The 17920-nt window shown below is 28.4% G+C and carries 19 protein-coding genes; all 19 read left to right on the forward strand.

All coding sequences use genetic code 11. The features are described from left to right. Positions 1-4: 4 nt before the first annotated feature. The 19 genes from ABCP60_RS03900 (at position 5) to ABCP60_RS03990 (ending at position 17508) form a co-directional block, all read left to right on the forward strand. Positions 5-529: a diol dehydratase small subunit gene (locus ABCP60_RS03900; RefSeq protein WP_092925995.1), complete on the forward strand. Its 525-nt coding sequence runs from the start codon at positions 5-7 to the stop codon at positions 527-529. 21 nt (positions 530-550) lie between these two features. Next, on the forward strand, positions 551-2362 hold the full coding sequence (locus ABCP60_RS03905; RefSeq protein WP_092925993.1) for a diol dehydratase reactivase subunit alpha: 1812 nt from the start codon (positions 551-553) through the stop codon (positions 2360-2362). Between the two features lie 9 nt (positions 2363-2371). Then, positions 2372-2731 (forward strand): glycerol dehydratase reactivase beta/small subunit family protein, encoded by a 360-nt coding sequence (locus ABCP60_RS03910; RefSeq protein ID WP_092925991.1) that lies wholly within the window; start codon positions 2372-2374, stop codon positions 2729-2731. A gap of 96 nt (positions 2732-2827) precedes the next feature. Then, positions 2828-3409: a BMC domain-containing protein gene (locus ABCP60_RS03915; protein ID WP_195237689.1), complete on the forward strand. Its 582-nt coding sequence runs from the start codon at positions 2828-2830 to the stop codon at positions 3407-3409. A gap of 3 nt (positions 3410-3412) precedes the next feature. Then, complete coding sequence (gene pduA / locus ABCP60_RS03920) at positions 3413-3688, forward strand: propanediol utilization microcompartment protein PduA (RefSeq protein WP_092925987.1); 276 nt, start codon at positions 3413-3415, stop codon at positions 3686-3688. A gap of 20 nt (positions 3689-3708) precedes the next feature. After that, on the forward strand, positions 3709-4356 hold the full coding sequence (locus tag ABCP60_RS03925; RefSeq protein WP_092925985.1) for a phosphate propanoyltransferase: 648 nt from the start codon (positions 3709-3711) through the stop codon (positions 4354-4356). A 4-nt stretch (positions 4357-4360) separates the two neighbouring features. Continuing rightward, the gene (gene eutJ, locus ABCP60_RS03930) at positions 4361-5182 is read left to right on the forward strand and encodes an ethanolamine utilization protein EutJ (RefSeq protein WP_166505358.1); all 822 of its coding nucleotides are present in this window, start codon (positions 4361-4363) and stop codon (positions 5180-5182) included. A gap of 11 nt (positions 5183-5193) precedes the next feature. After that, positions 5194-6048: a flavoprotein gene (locus ABCP60_RS03935; protein ID WP_343101303.1), complete on the forward strand. Its 855-nt coding sequence runs from the start codon at positions 5194-5196 to the stop codon at positions 6046-6048. Between the two features lie 15 nt (positions 6049-6063). Continuing rightward, entirely contained in the window at positions 6064-6330 is a 267-nt protein-coding gene (locus tag ABCP60_RS03940) for a EutN/CcmL family microcompartment protein (protein WP_092925979.1), read from the forward strand. Between the two features lie 10 nt (positions 6331-6340). Then, positions 6341-7348: a cob(I)yrinic acid a,c-diamide adenosyltransferase gene (locus ABCP60_RS03945; RefSeq protein WP_092925977.1), complete on the forward strand. Its 1008-nt coding sequence runs from the start codon at positions 6341-6343 to the stop codon at positions 7346-7348. Positions 7349-7372: 24 nt separating this feature from the next. Next, a complete protein-coding gene (locus tag ABCP60_RS03950; RefSeq protein WP_343101304.1) occupies positions 7373-8767 on the forward strand; it encodes an aldehyde dehydrogenase family protein in 1395 nt (464 codons plus the stop codon). Positions 8768-8778: 11 nt separating this feature from the next. Continuing rightward, on the forward strand, positions 8779-10104 hold the full coding sequence (locus tag ABCP60_RS03955; RefSeq protein ID WP_092925973.1) for a 4Fe-4S dicluster domain-containing protein: 1326 nt from the start codon (positions 8779-8781) through the stop codon (positions 10102-10104). Positions 10105-10125: 21 nt separating this feature from the next. After that, entirely contained in the window at positions 10126-11043 is a 918-nt protein-coding gene (locus ABCP60_RS03960; protein WP_343101305.1) for a hypothetical protein, read from the forward strand. A gap of 106 nt (positions 11044-11149) precedes the next feature. Continuing rightward, positions 11150-11698, forward strand: a complete 549-nt coding sequence (locus ABCP60_RS03965) for a BMC domain-containing protein (protein ID WP_092925969.1) — start codon at positions 11150-11152, stop codon at positions 11696-11698. Between the two features lie 216 nt (positions 11699-11914). Next, positions 11915-12406 (forward strand): DUF4184 family protein, encoded by a 492-nt coding sequence (locus ABCP60_RS03970; RefSeq protein ID WP_343101306.1) that lies wholly within the window; start codon positions 11915-11917, stop codon positions 12404-12406. Positions 12407-13117: 711 nt separating this feature from the next. Further along, positions 13118-15049, forward strand: coding sequence for an oligopeptide transporter, OPT family (locus ABCP60_RS03975; protein ID WP_092925965.1), 1932 nt, complete (start codon positions 13118-13120; stop codon positions 15047-15049). Further along, positions 15039-15383, forward strand: a complete 345-nt coding sequence (locus tag ABCP60_RS03980; RefSeq protein ID WP_092925963.1) for a PqqD family protein — start codon at positions 15039-15041, stop codon at positions 15381-15383. The genes ABCP60_RS03975 and ABCP60_RS03980 overlap by 11 nt, the downstream gene beginning before the upstream one ends. A 172-nt stretch (positions 15384-15555) precedes the next feature. Next, on the forward strand, positions 15556-15726 hold the full coding sequence (locus tag ABCP60_RS03985) for a pyridoxamine 5'-phosphate oxidase family protein (protein WP_343101437.1): 171 nt from the start codon (positions 15556-15558) through the stop codon (positions 15724-15726). A gap of 435 nt (positions 15727-16161) precedes the next feature. After that, the gene (locus ABCP60_RS03990; protein WP_092927479.1) at positions 16162-17508 is read left to right on the forward strand and encodes an amino acid permease; all 1347 of its coding nucleotides are present in this window, start codon (positions 16162-16164) and stop codon (positions 17506-17508) included. The last annotated feature ends 412 nt before the right edge of the window (positions 17509-17920 follow it).

Consider the following 17920-nt stretch of genomic DNA (forward strand, 5'->3'; position numbering starts at 1 on the left):
AATGATGAATCAAGATTTATTAATAAAACAAATCGTAGAGGAAGTACTAAAAAATATGAACTCTACTAATATAAATGAAGTTTCAAATGCTGTTAAAAATGTTTTAAAAAGTGATAAAGTCACAAGCGCTAATTATCCATTAGGAGAGAAAATACCGGAAAAAATAAAATCACAATCTGGAATAAAATTATCAGATGTAACTTTAGACAAAGTAATAAGAGGTGAAATTGGATCTAAAGATATAAGAATATCTAAAGAAACTTTAGAATTACAAGCACAAGTAGCTGAATCTGTTGGAAGAAATGCATTTGCTCAAAACTTAAGAAAGGCAGCAGAACTTATAGTAGTTCCAGATGATAGAATTCTTGAAATATACGATGCACTAAGACCATATAGATCAACGAAACAAGAATTATATGATATAGCAGATGAACTAAGAAATAAATATGGATGCACTATAAATGCAGAGTTTGTTATAGAAGCTGCAAATGTTTATGAACAAAGAGGAAGGTTAAAGGTAGTGGAGTAAAAGTAGTTTGGAGGGTATTAAATGAAGATAGTAGCTGGTATAGATATAGGTAATGCTACTACTGAAGTGGCCTTAGCAAAAATAGATGAAAACAATATTGAATTTTTATCAAGTTCTATAGTTAAAACAACAGGAATTAAAGGAACTATGAAAAATATAAATGGAGTATTTAAATCTTTAAAAAATTCTTTAGATAAGTCTAATTTAAAAATTGAAAATTTAGATGAAATCAGAGTAAATGAAGCTGCTCCAGTAATAGGAGACGTAGCTATGGAAACTATAACAGAAACCATAATAACAGAGTCTACAATGATAGGCCATAACCCTTTAACACCAGGTGGAGTAGGAGTTGGTGTTGGTGAAACTGTAAAAATTGATAAATTAGAAAGTGTAGATAAGAACAAAGATGTAATAGTTGTTATACCTAAAGAATTTGACTTTGAAGTTTCATCTAAATTAATAAATTTATATTCAGATAAATTAAATATAAATGGAGCTATAGTAAAAAAAGATGATGGAGTACTAATTAATAATAGATTAAACAAGAAAATTCCTATAGTAGATGAGGTTAGTTTAGTTGAAAAAGTTCCTCTAAATATGAAGTGTGCCATAGAAGTTGCACCAATTGGAGGAGTTGTTGAAGTATTATCTAATCCATATGGAATAGCAACATTGTTTAATCTAACTTCAGAAGAAACTAAACATGTTGTTCCAATAGCTAGGGCATTAATTGGAAACAGATCAGCAGTTGTTATAAAAACTCCTAAGGGAGATGTTAAAGAAAGAAAAATACCTGCTGGAAATATTGAAATAGTTGGACTAAATAAAAAAGCTTTTGTTGGAATTGATGAAGGTGCTAAAAAAATTATGAATGCTATAAATAGCGTAAATATTGTTTGTGATGTTAAAGGAGAACCTGGGACTAATGTGGGAGGAATGCTTGAAAAAGTAAGGCATGTTATGTCTAATTTAACAAATCAACACCCAAAAAACATTAAAATACAAGACTTACTATCTGTAGATACTTTTGTTCCTCAGATTGTAAAAGGTGGTATTGCTAATGAGTTCTCACTAGAAAATGCAGTAGGAATAGCAGCTATGGTAAAAGCTGATAAACTTCAAATGCAAAAAATAGCAGATGAATTAACAAAAAGCCTAGGGGTAAATGTCAATGTAGGTGGAGTAGAAGCTGATATGGCAATTCGTGGAGCATTAACTACTCCAGGAAGTAACAAACCACTTGCAATATTAGATATGGGTGCAGGATCTACGGATGCTTCTATAATTACAAAAGAAAATGAAATAAAGTCAATACATTTAGCAGGTGCTGGAAATATGGTTACTATGCTTATAAAATCAGAATTAGGAATAGATGATTTTGAACTAGCAGAAGACATAAAAAAGTATCCATTAGCTAAGGTAGAGAGTCTTTTCAATATAAGACATGAAAGTGGAGCTGTAGAGTTTTTTAACAAAGCATTAGATTCTAAATTATTTGCAAAGGTTGTAATACTAAAACCAGAAGGTATGGTTCCTATTGAAATAGATGAATCACTAGAAAAAATAAAATTAATTAGAAAAAGTGCTAAAGAAAGAGTATTTGTTACAAATGCTATAAGAGCACTAAAAAAGGTAAGCCCAACAAATAATGTAAGAGATATAGCGTTTGTAGTTTTGGTTGGAGGAAGTGCACTTGATTTTGAGATTCCTCAATTAGTTACAAATGCATTATCTCAGTATAATGTAGTTGCAGGAAGAGCAAATATCAGGGGTGTAGAAGGACCTAGAAATGCAGTTGCAACAGGACTTGTTTTACATTTAAAAGAAGAATAGGTGAATTTTATGGCTAAGAATATAAGTGTTACGAAAAAGCCAAGTATAAAAATATACTATAATAAAAATCAAATAGATGAGTTAAAATTTAGAGAAATTATACTTGGCATAGAAGAAGAGAATGTACCTTATGAAATTTTAGGAATTTGTGAAGAAGATGTTATAAAATTAGGCTATAATGCCTGCAATGACTCTATATTAGGAGTGGGGATTGGAGTAAATAAAGATTTTATAATACTTCACTATAATAAACTAGAAAAAGATAGTCCTCTTTTTACTATAAAAATATCATCTAAAGAATCTATAATGAGAACACTAGGTCAAAATGCAGCTAGATTAGTCATAAAAAAACCTTTCAAAGAACTTTAAAATATTTATAAGATACATATAGTTTATCTAACAATTGTATAAAGTTTTATATTTATTATAAATATTACTTAAACATTAGATTAGGGGGAGGGTAAAATGTCCCAATTAGCTATTGGAATTATAGAGACAATTGGCCTTGCAGCTTGTATAGAAGCAGCAGATGTATGTGTAAAATCTGCAAATGTTAATTTAATAGGATATGAGCTCTCGAAAGGTGGAGGTATGGCGACATTAAAAATAGAGGGAAATGTAGGTGCTGTTAAGGCAGCTATAGAAGCTTCTGTTGTTGCTGCCAATAAAATAAGCAAGGTATTTTCCTATAAAATAATACCTAGACCAAGTAAAGAAATAGATATATTAATTAATAACAAAGAAACTATAGGATATAAAGAAATACAAATAGATAATCAGTCTAAGGAAAATGTAGATTTATACAATGAAGATGATAAAGAATTAGTTAAAGATATAGTAGAAAATGTAAAAATAGTTAATCTAGAGGATGATTTAAATTATATAAAAAGTGAAGAATTAGGAAATACCATAGAAGAAAACAATTTAAATAATAAAGAAAATTATACTTGTAATTTATGTAAAGACCCAGAATGTAAAAGACAAAAAGGAGAATTAAAAAATAGTTGTATTCACTACAATGAACTAAATGATTTTAAGGAGGAATAGAAAATGGGAGAGGCATTAGGATTAATAGAAACTAAAGGATTAGTAGGTGCTATAGAGGCAGCAGATGCGATGACTAAATCTGCAAATGTTGAGCTAGTAGGATATGAAAAGATAGGATCAGGATTAGTTACAGTTATGGTTAGAGGAGATGTTGGAGCTGTTAAGGCATCTGTAGATGCAGGGGCAGTAGCAGCTGAGAAAGTAGGAGAACTCGTATCTAAGCATGTAATACCAAGACCTCATACTGATGTTGAAAAGATATTACCAAAATCAGAATAATATATAAATAGGTGATTAAAATGGATTTTAACAATAAGGAATTAGTAGAAAAAATAACTAAAATAGTAATACAAAAATTACAAGAAGAAAAAGAAGTTTTAATCCCTATCGGTATCTCAAATAGACACATACATTTGTGTGAAGAAGATTTTAAAATACTATTTGGCAAAGATAAATCACTAAGTAAATTTAGAGATTTAAAGCAACCAGGTCAGTATGCTGCAAATGAATGTGTAACTATAAAAGGCTCTAAAGGAGAATTAACAAAAGTTCGAATTTTAGGGCCTTTAAGAAATGAAACTCAGATTGAAATTTCTGTATCGGATGGCTTTAAATTAGGTATAAATCCACCTATAAAAGAATCAGGAAATCTAAAAGATACTCCTGGTATTGAAATTATAGGGCCTAAAGGAAAAGTTGTCAAAGAAAAAGGTGTAATTTGTGCATTAAGACATATACATATGTCACCAAATGATGCTAAAAAATTAAATTTATGTGATAAAGATATAGTAGATGTTGAGATAACGGGGATTAGAAAAGCTATACTAGGAAACGTATTAATTAGAGTAAATGAAAATTTTGAACTAGAAATGCATTTAGATATGGATGAAGCTAATTCGTGCTTAATAAAAAATAACGACTTAGTTAAAATTGTAGAAAATAGGTGAGAATGTGAATCTAAATGACTGCAATAATAAGGTAAAAGAGTTTTCAAGACTTATAAAAGAAAAAAAGTGCAATAAATATAACGGTAGGCTAAAAGTAGGAGTAGATTTAGGAACTGCAAATATAGTTTTATCTGTTGTAGATGAAAATAATAATCCTATAGCTGGAGCTATGAAAGCTTCATCTGTAGTTAAAGATGGGATAGTTGTAGATTATATAGGTGCAACTAATATACTTAGAAAATTAAAAGAAGAAGTAGAACAAATTATAGGATGTGAATTAACTTATGCTTCAACTGCAATCCCTCCAGGAATTACTGAGGGAAATACTAAAGTTATATGTAATGTAGTAGAATCTTGTGATATGGAAGTTTTAAATATAATAGATGAGCCAAGTGCAGCAGCTACAGTACTTAAAATAACTAATGGGGCAGTAGTTGATGTTGGTGGAGGGACTACTGGGATAAGTATAATAAAAAATGGGGAAGTCGTGTTTACAGCTGATGAAGCAACAGGTGGAACTCATATGACACTAGTTCTTGCAGGGTTTAATAAAATACCTTTTGAAGAAGCAGAAGTTATAAAAAAAGAGAAAAAGTATGAAAAAGATACGTTTATAATAGTAAAACCTGTCATTGAAAAAATGGCATCTATAGTTAAAAAGTATATAAAAGATTACAATATAGACACTATCTATGTAGTCGGTGGTGCTTGTTGCTTTAGTGAATTTGAAAAAGTATTTAAAAAAGAAATAAAAATAGAAACAGTAAAACCATTAGAACCACTACTTGTAACACCTCTTGGAATAGCAATGAATTGCCATATATAGAAGGTGATAAATTGGATTTAAAAAAACTTGAAAACATAATTAGTGAAAATGTAGAAAGTGTAGAAAGTGTAGTTATAGATTATATAGTAGAAAAAGTATTTGAAAAGCTAGAAAGCTACAATAAAAAATTGTTAGTAGTATTTACTGGTGCTAGTATTGGATTTAAAGATGCATTTAAATGCATTAAAATGCTTCAAGATAGAGGATTTAAATTAACAATAGTATTATCAAATGGAGCTTTAAATGTATTTAATGAAAATTTAATAAAAGAATTTTTTAAAGTGGAAAAAGTTATAAAAGAAGATGACAATGAAAATATAATAAGTCTAGTAAAAGAAAATACTATTATAATGATACCTACATTAACAGTTAATACCTGTAGCAAAATTGCAAATGGAATAAATGATAATATAGCTACTAATATAATAAGTTATTCCTTAATTAATGGTAAAAAAGTAATAGCAAGTATTAATGGATGCTGCCCAGACAACGAAGAAAGAATATCTATATTTAAAGATAATATGAGCAATTCATATAAAGATTTACTTAGAAATAATATAAAAAAATTAAAAGATTACAATATTATATTAACTACATCAGTAAATTTAGAAAAAAAAGTTATAAAAATATATAAAGATAATTTTAGTTTAAACACTAATAAAAAAAATAATGATGAAATTGATTATATATGTAGTAAACAAAATATAGAGATTAAAGAAATACTCTTAAATAAGAAAATAATAAGTAAAATAGATGTATATAACTTAAAACACTATAAAGTAATAAAAATAAATCAAGATTCTATAATCACGCCTTCGGCTAAAGATGAGGCATTAAAATACAATATAAATATATTAAAAATATAAAGCTAGGTGAAAAATATGTATCTAGGAAGTGTAGTAGGAACAGTAGTATCAACTACTAAAAATGAAGGATTAATAGGAACAAAGCTTCTACTTGTAAAGCAATTAAATGAAAAATTAGAAGTGGTTGGAAACACACATGTTGTAGTAGATTCAGTAGGCGCTGGAGTTGGAGAGACTGTAATTGTTGCAACAGGGAGCTCTGCAAGAAAGATATTTTCATCTGATTCTCCTATAGACTGTGCAATAGTTGGAATAGTAGATAGTATAGAAGTTAATAATTAGGTGATATAATATGGCTAATTTATATACAAAAACAGGTGATAAAGGAAGTACTAGTCTGTTTGGTGGTAAAAGAGTATCAAAAAATGATTATAAAGTAGAATGCTATGGAACAATAGATGAGGCTATATCAATGCTTGGAGTTGCGTATTCTCAAAGTAAAAATGAAGATATAAAAAGTTATCTAAATAAAATACAAAGAAAATTATTTATAGTAGGTGCTGAACTTGCTAGTGATGAAAAAGGATTATCTATGTTGTCATATACAGTAAATGAAGAAGACATAAAAGAATTAGAACATATAGTAGATGAGTGCAGTAAGCTAAATGGAAGACAAAAAAGTTTTATAATACCTGGGAAAAATGAGTCTTCAGCATCTATTCATGTTGCAAGAACTATAATAAGAAGAGCAGAAAGAAATATAGTTACATTAAAAGAAAATGGTAATATTAGAGATGAATTACTAAAATACGTAAATAGATTATCGGATACATTATATGCTTTAGCAAGATTAGAAGAAACTTATTGTAAGATAGATGATATAAAAAGCAAGGTTATAGATAAGTTAGAAAAATTTAATAATATAGAAAAAGAAAATGAAGAGAGTATAGAGTTTAAACTAGAAAATATAATAAAAATGGCTAATTATGCTCAAAGAAAAGCAAAAGAATTAAATGTTCCTATAGTTTTTTCTGCAGTAGATAGTGGAGGTAATCTTATATTACTTCATAGAATGGAAGATTCATTACTTGGTAGTATAAATATAAGCATGAATAAAGCATATACTGCAAATGCCTTAAAAATATCAACTGATAAACTAGGTAAGCTTTGTAAAAGTGGAGAAGCACTTTATGGTATTCAAAATACTAATGACAATAAAATAGTTGTCTTTGGTGGAGGATATCCAATATATAACAATAAAAAAATAGTTGGAGCTATAGGGGTAAGTGGCGGCAGTGTAGAAGAAGATATGGAGATAGCTTTATACTCAATACAAATGATGAAAATGAAAAGCAATTAAGCAAAATGTAATGGGGGGATAATAATGAGTGCGTTAAATGTTGAGGAAATAGTAAAAAAGGTTATAAGTGAATTAAATAATGCAAATTCTTTAAAAGAGTGTGAATATGGAATATTTGAAAGTATGAACGATGCTATAGAAGCATCATTCATAGCTCAGAGAAAGTACTTAAAGCATAGCCTAAGTGATAGAGATAAATACATAAAAGCTATAAAAAATGAATTTTATAAAGAAGAAAATTTAAAAAAAATATGCAAAATGACAGTTGAAGAAACTGGTATGGGAAATTACAGCCATAAACTTTTGAAAAATAGATTAGTACTAGAGAAAACACCAGGTGTAGAAGATTTAAAAACAGATGCTTATACAGGTGATAAAGGTCTTACTTTAGTAGAACTTTCTCCATATGGAGTAATAGGGTCTATAACACCTACAACAAACCCAACAGAAACCATTCTTTGTAATACTATAGGAATGTTAGCAGCAGGAAATTCAATTGTTTTTAGTCCTCACCCAAGAGCTAAAGAAGTATCTTTATTCACCATAAAACTTATAAATAAAGCATTAAAAGAAGCTAAAGCCCCAGATAATTTAGTGGTAACGGTAAAAAATCCTACAATAGAAAATGCAAATATAATGATGAACCATGAAAAAGTTAAATTGCTAGTAGCAACTGGAGGGCCGGGTGTTGTGAAATCAGTATTATCTACTGGAAAAAAAGCGATAGGAGCAGGGGCTGGAAATCCTCCAGCAGTAGTTGATGAAACTGCAGATATAGAAAAAGCAGCAAAAGATATAGTTGATGGATGTAGCTTTGATAACAATCTTCCATGCATAGCAGAAAAAGAAGTTATAGCAGTAGATGAAATTACTGATTATTTAATATTTAATATGAAAAAAAATGGAGCTTATGAAATAAAAGATAAGGAAACCTTAAATAAATTACAAGACTTAGTTTTGTCTAAGAATTTAAAGTTAAATACTGAATGCGTTGGAAAGAGTGCAAAATATTTATTGGATAATATAGGAATAAAAGTTGAGGATGATATAAAGGTAATAATAATGGAAACAGATAAAAATCACCCATTTGTTATAGAAGAGTTAATGATGCCAATACTTCCAATAGTTAGAGTAAAGGATGTTGATGAAGCTATAGAACTTGCCATAGAAGTTGAACATGGAAATAGACATACAGCTATAATGCACTCTAAAAATATTGATAAACTAAGTAAGATGGCTAAATTAATTCAAACTACTATATTTGTTAAAAATGGACCATCATATTCTGGTATAGGTGTAGGTGGAGAAGGATATACAACATTTACAATAGCTGGACCAACAGGAGAAGGTTTAACAAGTGCTAAAACTTTTGCTAGAAAAAGAAGATGTGTACTTGTAGATGGATTTGATATCAGGTAAGAGGTGAGACTATGGAAAAAGATTTAACAAGCATTATTAAAGACGCTGGTATAGTAGGTGCTGGTGGAGCTGGATTTCCAACTCATGTAAAATTAAATGCAAAGGCAGATTATCTAATAATAAATGGTGCTGAATGTGAACCTCTTTTAAGAGTAGACCAACAACTTATGGCTAAAGAATCTAGAAAACTTTTAGACGCTATAGATTTAGTTAAAAAATATATTGGCGCTAAAGTTGCAATAATTGGATTAAAATCTAAGTATAAAAAAGCCATAGAAAATATAGAAACTATAATTAATGAGTATGAAAATATAAAAATGCATAAAATGCCTAATTTTTATCCAGCAGGAGATGAACAGGTATTAGTGTATGAAACTATTAAAAAAATAATACCAGAAGGTTCAATTCCACTTAGTGTAGGAGCTGTAGTATTAAACGTAGAGACTTTATTAAATATATATGAAGCTTATTACAATGATTTAAAAGTTACTAATAAATATGTAACTGTAACTGGAGATGTTAAAGAAAAAATAACAGTTAATGTTCCTATAGGTATATCCATAAAAGAAGTTATAGATTTAGCAGGAGGGAGTAATTTAGATGAATTTGTTGTTATAAATGGTGGACCTATGATGGGTAAAATAGTTTCATTAGATGATGTAATTACAAAAACAACTAAAGGTCTTATAGTATTACCTAAAGAACATAGTCTAGTTAAATCTATAAATAAAAATATATCTCAAACATTAAAAGAAGCTAAAACTTCTTGTATGCATTGTAGTTTATGTAGTGAAATATGCCCTAGAAATTTATTGGGTCATAATATAAATCCACATAAACTAATAAGAATAGCAAGTTATTCAAGTATTTGCGATACCAAATCTAGTTTAACAACAGCATTTTTATGCTGTGAATGTAGGTTATGTGAATATGCTTGTATTATGAATTTACAACCTTGGAAATTACATTCAAATCTAAAAAAACAAATGTCAGCAAAAAATATAAAAAACGATAATAACAATACACCAATAGATGTACATCCATTTAGAGAATATAAAAGATATCCAGTAAGTAAATTAATATCTAAGTTAGATCTTTCGAAGTATGATAAAAACGCAGAAATAACAAATATTTATAAGAATTTTACAAAGGTAAAAATACTTTTAAATCAGCATATAGGAATAAGTGCAACACCTATTGTAAAAAAAGGAGATAAAGTTCTTAAAGGACAGCTAATTGCATTTACAAAAGAAGATAAATTAGGAACATCAATTCATTCAAGTATAGAAGGATTAGTAAAAGAAGTAAATGATAAGTATGTATTAATAGAAAGCTAAATTTTTATTAGGAGGAGTAACATGGATATATTTGCAATGGTAGCAGCTTTTGGAGGAGGAGCATTTGGAGCTTTAATAGGAGCATTACCAGCATTTATACTTACAGGTGTGATAGCGATAGCAGGTGCAGCTATAGGGATGGCAGGTGGATCAGATTTAGTTGTTGGAAATGTAGCTTTTGGTTCTTTTTTGGGACCTCATATAGCATTTGCAGGTGGGGTTGCAGCAGCATATGCAGCAAACAAAAGAAGCACAAGTACATCTAAAGTAACATCAACTGGAGAAAAAATCTTAGGTAGTGATGAAGTAGAAAGTGGAACATCAATAGGTTTATCCTTAAACCTAACAGGAGACTATAAAGTTTTGTTAGTTGGTGGGATATTTGGGATATTAGGTTTTTTAATAAATTATTTATATGCATCAGTTCTAGTACTTCCAACAGATACTCCAGGTATGACAGTTTTTACACTGGGTGTAATAGCAAGGCTAACTCTTGGAAATAGTGGACTATTTGGTAAATATGATAAAAATAAAAAAAGAAAATACTTATCTACCGAAAAAATGCTTGGATATAATATAGTATTAGGTGCATCATTAGGAATAGTAGTTTCTTATGTGGCAGCATCACTTTCCAATACCTTTGAAGTAGCTCCAGAGGTAATATCATTATTCCCAACACTATGTTTTGGAATAAGTGCACTTTCTTTAATATTTACACAAACAGGCTCGGCTACACCAGCAACACATCATATAACATTAATATCAGCACTTGCAGCTGTTGTTTCAGGAAATCCCATATTTGGAGTATTGTTTGGAATTATAAGTTGTTTAATTGGAGATTTCGGAGCTAATACACTTAATAGTAATTGTGACTCTCATATAGATCCACCGGCATTCTCAATATTTATATGTACATTTATAATAAACTTCATATTTTAATTAAAACTAAACAATAATTTTTAAAATTTTACATATTTGAATTATAGATAAATATAATTTAGATAAAACATATTAGCAAACATGATAAGAATTAGGGGGACACAATATGAAAAAATCAATTGGACTTGTGGAATTAAAAAGTATTCCCATAGGGATAGAAGTTGCAGATACAATGCTAAAAACAGCAAATGTAGAATTAATATTAGCTAATCCAATTTGTCCGGGAAAATATGTGATAATAGTGAGTGGGAACGTAGGTTCAGTAGAAAATGCTATAAAAGCAGGTAAAGATAAAGCAGGAATATTTTTAATTGAAAGTCATGTGATAAATAATATACATGAAGATGTAATACCAGCCTTAACAGGTACTATAGAACCAGTAAATATTAAATCTATTGGATGTATAGAAACAATATCAGCACTAACAGCTATAAAAGCTGGAGATATAGCTCTTAAATCATCTAATATTGAATTAATAGAAATAAGACTTGCAAGAGGCCTTGGTGGAAAGGGATTTATAGTAATGTGTGGAGATATAGCATCTATAAATTCTGCTATAAAATCTTGTACAAATGAATTACAAGAAAGTGGGGAGATAACAAGTACATCTTCTATAGCATCTCCACATAGAGATTTAATAAATAAATTAATGTAGAGTAAAAATAATTAACAAAAAGTCTAACTTGATTTTATAGGTTAGATTTTTTTGTATTATTAAGTGAATTATAGAAACATATTAAAATAATATATCTTTTATTACCTAGAATTTTTATAGATATAATAAAATATATAAAAAAATAACTATATGTATTTCTAATATTAATTTATGATATAATATTTTTTTAATTAATATTAGAAAGGAATTTATAATATGCCATTTACATTTTCTCATCCTGCTATAGTAATTCCATTTAAAAATAAGTACTTTAATTTTAGTGGATTAATACTAGGATCTATGGCACCTGATTTTATATACTTTGTACTATTTAGTCCAAGTAGCAATATAGGTCATGAATTTTTAGGATTTTTCTTTTTTAATCTTCCAATGTGCTTTTTAATAAATTATGTATTTTACAAATATATACAAAAAGCACTTATATTAAGTATGCCTAATTTTATATCAAATAAATATATACACCTTACTAAATTAAAAAACACATTATCTAATAAAAAAGAAATATTAAAGTTTGTAATATCATGTTTAATAGGTATGATAACTCATGTACTTTGGGATAGTTTTACTCATATTAGTGGATTTTTTGTTAACAATATAGCTTTTTTAAGAGATAGCATTAATATATTTAATATGTCTATTCCAATTTATAAAATAATCCAACATGGTAGTACAATGATAGGCTTTTAGTTATATTTATATATCTTTATACTATTAAAGGTAAAAATATTTTTTATCTTAAGATAAACAAATTTAAGATATACTTAAGTCTTGTATTAGTATTCATAATTACTATGATTGTTTCCATATTTATTTTTGTTAAAACAGGTGCTTTTATAGGTATTGGTAGATTGGTTGTAACATTTATCAATTCCTTATTTATATCTTATTCAATAACTGGCTTTCTATTAGACAAAAATAAAATTTAATAAATTTTTATAAATAGAAAAATATAGTGCATAGATATTTATGCACTATACCAAAAAATCTACAAAAATCCTCTCTTTATGAAAATTAGAACTAATCGTTATAACTTACCTACCAAGCTCTTTATATATTCTCATAATATCAAAGACTATGATGGGAAAAAACACAGTTCATATCTATATGCTTTTAATCTAATCATTGCGTATATGTAAATTGTTAAAATAAAGTTGATATATGGTAAATAATATAGTTTATATTTAAATTAATAATATAGACTAATATATATTGAAAAATAGTGCAAAATAACCATATAATAATATCTAACTTAAGAGAGCTGTTATACAAAATACTTAATAGGTAAAATATAGTAAAAATTATAAATGTTCATAATTAAATTAAAATTGTGTAAAAAAGTTAGAATTCGAAATAGTATGATATAATAAAGAAAATTAAATAAAGGGAAGGTGAATCTCAATGGATAATAAAAAATTATCTAAAGGTGCTTATGGAGGAGTATCAGGTAAAGACTATGTTCCTTACATAACAGACAAATCGAAGACTGGTGCAAATATGGCAGTACTGATAATAGGTATTATTTTAGCCGTAATATTTGCAGCATCAACAGCATATTCAGGAATGAAAGCTGGTCTTACAGTTGCCGCAGGTATTCCAGGTTCTATTATAGGTTCAGCGTTTATAGCAGCATTCGCAAAAGGAAAAGGTATTCTTGGTAAAAATATTGTACAAGGTATGGCAAGTGGTGGTGAATCAGTTGCAAGTGGTATGATTTTCGTATTACCTGCTATTTTATTAATAGGTAGTCAAGTTACATTTTTAGAAGGATTTATAGTTGGAGTAGGTGGAGTTTTATTTGGTATTGGAATTGCATCACTTGTGTACAATTATTTAATAATTGAAGAACATGGTAAGCTTATGTACCCAGAATCAATGGCTATATCTGAAACATTAGTTGCTTCAGATGCTGGTGGAGATTCAATGAAGTATATGGGTATGGGATTTGGTATAAGTGGACTTATAACTGTATTAACAGGTTCATTTTTAAACGTAGCCAATAATGTTATAAGCTTTATTGGAAATAAGTTTTATAAATGTAAATTTGAAGTAGAAGTTAATCCTCTTCTTTTAGGGATAGGATTTATAGTAGGACTTGAAGTTGCACTTACAATGTTTGCAGGTTCTTTATTATCTCATTTTGGTATTATGCCTCTAATAGGATACTTTACTGATATGGCAAGAGAAGGTGCTAAGGTATGGAATGATCCTACAATGGCGATAAACCAAATGGGTGTAAATGATATAGCTGGTAACTATGTAAAATACATAGGGGCTGGTATGATGCTTTGTGGAGGTATAATAGGTGCAGTTAAATTAATACCAACTATAATAGCATCTGTAAAAGAAACTATGAAAGCAAAATCATCAACATCTGTTGACGGTGAAGATGGTAGCGCATTACAAAGTATTATACTATTAGGCGGAATTGTAGCAGCAGTTGTAGGAGCATTCTTTATATCAAATGGTATAGTAATGACAATTATTGGTGTAGTAGTATCTTTATTATTAGCAGGATTATTTGTTATAGTTGCTGGACGTTTAACAGGGACTATAGGTACATCAAATCTTCCTGTATCTGGTATGACAATAGCATCTTTAGTTATAGCGACATTAGTATTTGTTATAATGGGATGGACTGATTTAGCAGATAATAAATCACTATTATTATTTGGTACATTTATAGTTGTTTCTATATCTATAGCTGGAGGATATAGCCAATCTCAAAAGGTAACTTATATAATAGGTGGTAGCAAAAATGAAATGCAAAAATATTTTGCAATAGCTGGTATAGTAGGTGTAATAGTAGTTGTAGGAACTACATTACTACTTGCAAATCAATTAGTAGTAACAGGAGATAATCCTCCATTTGCATTACCTCAAGCTAACTTAATATCAACATTAACATCAGGAATTATGTCTGGTCAATTACCTTGGGTTATGGTAATAGTTGGTGTAGTTATGGCTATAGTTTTATACTTCTTAAATCTACCTATAATGACAGTTGCTATAGGATTTTACTTACCAATTGCAACAACTTCTATAATATTAGTAGGAGCTTTAATACGTGTATTTGTTGAAAAAACTTCAAGAAGTGATAAAGAAAAAGAGGTCAAAGTTGCTAATGGTATAAGTTTATCATCAGGGCTTGTTGCTGGTGGTTCTATAATAGGATTAGTCGGTATAATATTACAAGTAACAGGTGTTATAAAAGGTGCTGGTCCTAGTGGGTTTGCAGCTTCAAATATGATGGCTATTATACTTCTTTTAGTATTAGTTGTACTTACTACATGGCCAATTGTAAGCTCTAAGGTAAAAAACAATGAAAACTAATGAAGATATTTTAAATATTGTATTTAAAATAAATGATAAAATAGATTATGAAGTAAATGAAGGTGTTGTAACGATACTTGAAAAACAAGATCATAAAATTCAACAGTTTTTTAGAAAATTAAAGTTTAAAATTCCAATGTATAAAAAGACTGAACTAGATGAATATGGCAGCTTTGTATTTTCTAATATTGACGGGAAAAAAACTGTAAAAGAAATTGGTAAAGAGCTAGAATTAAAGTATGGAGAAAAATCACATCCTCTATATGAAAGATTACTTATTTTTTTAAATCATATAGATGCAAACTGTAATTACATTGAAAAAATTAATAATTAAAAATTTCAATAAAAATAGGATATCTTTTAGATGTCCTATTTTTATTGAAATTTTTACTACTAAGGCTAAGGTATGCTAAAATTTATAAAAATAATAGTAAATATACATGGAGGAAAAGCTGTTTAAATCAATGAGAAAACAAAAAGAAAATTAGATGTAGATCGAATAAAAAATACTAGACAAAGGGGAGTATATGACACTAGCAATTATAAGTGAGAATGGGTATCCATATAGTCTTCATTTAAGATATATTTATCATAATAATTTTATATATTTACATAGTGCTAAGAGTGGTCATAAGATAGAAAATATAAAAAGCAATGAAAAGTATATTTTAGTGTAGTGGGATATACAAATATTTTGCCAAGTAAATTTTCTACAAATTATGAAAGAGTAATAGGATTTGGTATAGCATGTAAAGTAGACGGTAAGGAAGGAGAAGGGCACTTATAAAATTAATAGAAAAGTATAGCAAAGACTTTTTTAAAGAAGAAATAGAATATATTTTAAATGAAAAAATGTCACTAATGTAATAAGAATTACAATAGAACATATAACAGGAAAATAAAATTATTAGAAAATCTACCTATAAAATTAGGTGGATTTTTTTGAGGAAATAATGAATCAAATTGAGGAAAAATGATAGTTTGAATTTTAAAAAGTTAGAAATTGAAACTTTTTAAAATTAAAAATTTTTGTATTGAAAAAAATTATACTTATATTATAATTATAAATGCGACAACTTATGACAAAACTTGGTGAAGAAAGGAATATGAATATGCAAGATAAGCAACTTCAAAAAAATCTTGGGGCAGCTGCAGCTTTATCAACAGTAGTTGGTATGGTTATAGGTGGGGGAGTATTTTTTAAGCCTCAAGCAGTGTATGAATTAACTGGTGGAGAGCCAGGACTTGGAATGATAGCTTGGGTAATAGCAGGTATCATGACAATAACAGCAGGTCTTACTGCAGCAGAGGTTTCAGCTGCTATACCAAAAACAGGCGGTATGATGGTATATATAGAAGAAATATATGGTGAAAAATTAGGATTTTTAACAGGATGGATGCAATCAGTATTATTTTTCCCAGCAACAATAGCTGCAATATCAGTTATGTTTGGGCAACAATCAGCGATACTCCTTGGAAATGAAAATTTAGTAATACCTATGACAGTTGGGGTAATATTATTAGTTGGTGGACTTAATACATTAGGTTCTAAAACTAGTGGAGCAATACAAACAATATCTACAGTGTGTAAATTAATACCTTTAGTACTTATAATGGTATTTGGATTTATAAGTGGATCAGGGAATAATTCAATAACTACTCCATTAGTAGGAGAGGGAATAAGTGCAACTAGTGTAATAGGACAATTATTAGTTGCTATATTATTTGCTTATGATGGATGGATAAATGTCGGTACTTTAGCGGGGGAAATGAAAGATCCGGGAAAAGATTTACCAAAGGCAATAATAGGTGGATTATCTTTAGTTATGGCGGTTTATGTAGTAATAAACTTAGCGTATCTTTGGGTACTTCCAGCAAGTGAATTAGCTAAATATGCATCACCAGCATCTGCTGTTGCAACAGAAATATTTGGACCTATTGGTGGTAAAATAATAACTATGGGTATATTAATATCTGTATTTGGATGTATAAATGGATATCTACTTACAGGACCTAGAATAATATACACATTAGGACAACAAAAAACATTACCTGAATTTTTAGGTAAATTAAATAAATATGATGTACCAGCAAATGCAACTATGGTGATGGCTTCTTTATCAGCGCTTTATGCATTATCTGGACAATTTAACTTACTAAGTGACTTATCAATGTTTGCTATCTGGTCATTTTATGTGTTAACGTTTGTAGGAGTTATAAAAATGAGAAAAACTATGCCAAACTTACATAGACCATATAAAGTTCCGTTTTATCCGGTAATACCTTTAATAGCAATAGCTGGTGGATTATTTGTAGTAATAAACCAATTATTATTTGCAGGACCTAAAAATACAATGATGTCATTAGGAGGAGTTGTAGTAACTCTTATAGGTTTGCCTATATATAATTATATGATGAAGAAGAATCAAAAGGAAAAAGATATAAAAAGGGCAGCATAATAAATTACGAATAAAAACACACAAAAATAATAGAAAACTTAAAATACACAAAGTAAAAAAATAGAACTTTAGAAGTTCTATTTTTTTTGTCTAAATTATTGCAAATTAACTTCAAGAAAATGTTTGCACAAAAAACAAAAAAACTAAGTTTTTTTCAAAAAGATTTTTTATTGAAAAAAATAATTACAAGATTAAATAGATTATCTTTGTAAAGAAAAAAATTCATATTTAAATTTAAGTATACAAAGTTAATTTGGCTAAATAGCTGAAATATAAAAAATAACAGAAAATTTATATAATAAATAAAAATATAAAAATTAAAGTAATCTTAAAAAAATTTTCTAAAAATACATAATTTAGAAAAACGTTGTCGAAAAAAATAAAAAAATGTATTGAAAGTATTTCAAAAAAT

The sequence above is a fragment of the Romboutsia sp. MSSM.1001216sp_RTP31141st1_G3_RTP31141_220114 genome, from assembly GCF_039031195.1.
Lineage (GTDB): Bacteria > Bacillota > Clostridia > Peptostreptococcales > Peptostreptococcaceae > Romboutsia_C > Romboutsia_C hominis.

Bases quoted from the DNA above. Each gene is read 5' to 3' on its own strand.
- ABCP60_RS03990 (WP_092927479.1), top strand. From the start codon at position 16,162: ATGCAAGATAAGCAACTTCAAAAAAATCTTGGGGCAGCTGCAGCTTTA.
- ABCP60_RS03980 (WP_092925963.1), top strand. From the start codon at position 15,039: ATGAAAACTAATGAAGATATTTTAAATATTGTATTTAAAATAAATGAT.
- ABCP60_RS03915 (WP_195237689.1), top strand. From the start codon at position 2,828: ATGTCCCAATTAGCTATTGGAATTATAGAGACAATTGGCCTTGCAGCT.
- ABCP60_RS03925 (WP_092925985.1), top strand. From the start codon at position 3,709: ATGGATTTTAACAATAAGGAATTAGTAGAAAAAATAACTAAAATAGTA.
- pduA (WP_092925987.1), top strand. From the start codon at position 3,413: ATGGGAGAGGCATTAGGATTAATAGAAACTAAAGGATTAGTAGGTGCT.
- ABCP60_RS03960 (WP_343101305.1), top strand. From the start codon at position 10,126: ATGGATATATTTGCAATGGTAGCAGCTTTTGGAGGAGGAGCATTTGGA.
- ABCP60_RS03965 (WP_092925969.1), top strand. From the start codon at position 11,150: ATGAAAAAATCAATTGGACTTGTGGAATTAAAAAGTATTCCCATAGGG.
- ABCP60_RS03955 (WP_092925973.1), top strand. From the start codon at position 8,779: ATGGAAAAAGATTTAACAAGCATTATTAAAGACGCTGGTATAGTAGGT.
- ABCP60_RS03900 (WP_092925995.1), top strand. From the start codon at position 5: ATGAATCAAGATTTATTAATAAAACAAATCGTAGAGGAAGTACTAAAA.
- ABCP60_RS03975 (WP_092925965.1), top strand. From the start codon at position 13,118: ATGGATAATAAAAAATTATCTAAAGGTGCTTATGGAGGAGTATCAGGT.
- ABCP60_RS03945 (WP_092925977.1), top strand. From the start codon at position 6,341: ATGGCTAATTTATATACAAAAACAGGTGATAAAGGAAGTACTAGTCTG.
- ABCP60_RS03950 (WP_343101304.1), top strand. From the start codon at position 7,373: ATGAGTGCGTTAAATGTTGAGGAAATAGTAAAAAAGGTTATAAGTGAA.
- ABCP60_RS03910 (WP_092925991.1), top strand. From the start codon at position 2,372: ATGGCTAAGAATATAAGTGTTACGAAAAAGCCAAGTATAAAAATATAC.
- ABCP60_RS03905 (WP_092925993.1), top strand. From the start codon at position 551: ATGAAGATAGTAGCTGGTATAGATATAGGTAATGCTACTACTGAAGTG.
- ABCP60_RS03970 (WP_343101306.1), top strand. From the start codon at position 11,915: ATGCCATTTACATTTTCTCATCCTGCTATAGTAATTCCATTTAAAAAT.
- ABCP60_RS03940 (WP_092925979.1), top strand. From the start codon at position 6,064: ATGTATCTAGGAAGTGTAGTAGGAACAGTAGTATCAACTACTAAAAAT.